Raw genomic sequence first — 1,255 nt, 5'->3', positions numbered from 1 at the left:
GCCACCTGTCGGTGCCCGGTGCCCGGTGCGGCGGTGCGGAACTCGTCCCGGCCTTCGGGGCGAGCAGGTGCGGCAGGGCGGCCCGGGTGGCGCGGACGGCGGCCAGGAGGTTGACGCTCAGGGCCCAGTCCCAGTCCTCGTCCGTCACGCTCAGGACGCCGTCCACCCTCGTCCGTCACGCTCAGGACGCCGTCCACCCTCGGGCGCACCGCTCCGACGTTGTTCACCAGCACGTCGATGCCGCCATGAAGCCCGGCGGCCTCGGCGATCAGCTCGGCCGGACCGCCCGGTGTCGCGAGATCGACTTCCACGACGGTGAGGTCCGCGCCCTGCTTCACGTGCGCGTCGAGGGCCTCGGTGCGTGTCCGTGATCCTGCGACGACGTGGCATCCCGCCGCGAGGAACGCCTTGGTGATCGCGAGCCCGATGCCGCGCCCGGCCCCGGTGACGACGACGGTCTGGCCGGCCGGGCCCGGGTCGGCACCGGGCCCTGCCGCTCGTGGCGGTGCGGAAGGGGGCATCGCACGGGTCTCCGCAGTGTCCGCATCCTCAGGGGATGATCGTGGGCAGGAGGCCGCCGTCGACGCCGAGAGCGCGGCCGGTGGTGGCCGAGGAGTGCTCGGAGGCCACGTAGGTGATCATGTTGGCGACCTCGTGGGGGCGGATCAGGCGGCGGAGCAGGGAAGCTGCGGCGCGGTTCTCGGCCAGGTAGCGGCGTTCCTGCTCGGCGGGGTCGAGGCCGGGGTAGAGCTCGTCGAACATGGCGAGCACGCCGTCGCTCATGGTCGGTCCGGGCAGGACGCAGTTCACCGTGACGCCAGTGCCGGCGACCTCCTGGGCCATGCCCCGGGAGACGGCCAGCTGGGCGGTCTTGGTCATGCCGTACTGGACCATGTCGGGCGGGGTCTGGACGCCGGCCTCGCTGCTGACGAAGATCACGCGGCCCCAGCCGCGGGCGACCATCCGGGGCGCGTAGTGGCGGGCCAGGCGCACCCCGGAGAGGACGTTGACCTCGTAGAAGCGCAGCCAGTCCGCGTCGGTGATGTCGAAGACGGGCTTGGTCTCGAAGATGCCGGTGTTGTTGACCAGGATGTCGACGTCGGTGAGTTGCCGGATCAGCTCGGCGGTTCCTTCGGCCGTGCCGACGTCGGCGGCGATGCCGCGTCCGCCGATCCGCTTCGCGGTCTCGGCGACGCGGTCGGGGTTGCGGCCGTTGACCACGACGTCGGCTCCGGCGGCGGCCAGGGTCTGGGCC

The 1,255-nt window shown here is 72.7% G+C and carries 2 protein-coding genes; both read right to left on the bottom strand.

Translation table 11 applies throughout. From position 1 onward, the window contains the following. Positions 1 to 521: SDR family NAD(P)-dependent oxidoreductase (locus ACFU6K_RS39300; RefSeq protein WP_380671512.1), on the bottom strand; the 521-nt coding region annotated here is incomplete at its 3' end. A 28-nt stretch (positions 522 to 549) separates the two neighbouring features. Then, positions 550 to 1,255 (bottom strand): SDR family NAD(P)-dependent oxidoreductase (locus ACFU6K_RS39295; RefSeq protein ID WP_380671510.1); only part of this gene is annotated, 706 nt, incomplete at its 5' end.

Source organism: Kitasatospora sp. NPDC057512 (assembly GCF_042802135.1).
Lineage (GTDB): Bacteria > Actinomycetota > Actinomycetes > Streptomycetales > Streptomycetaceae > Kitasatospora.
This window is presented reverse-complemented; position numbering and strand designations above follow the sequence as displayed.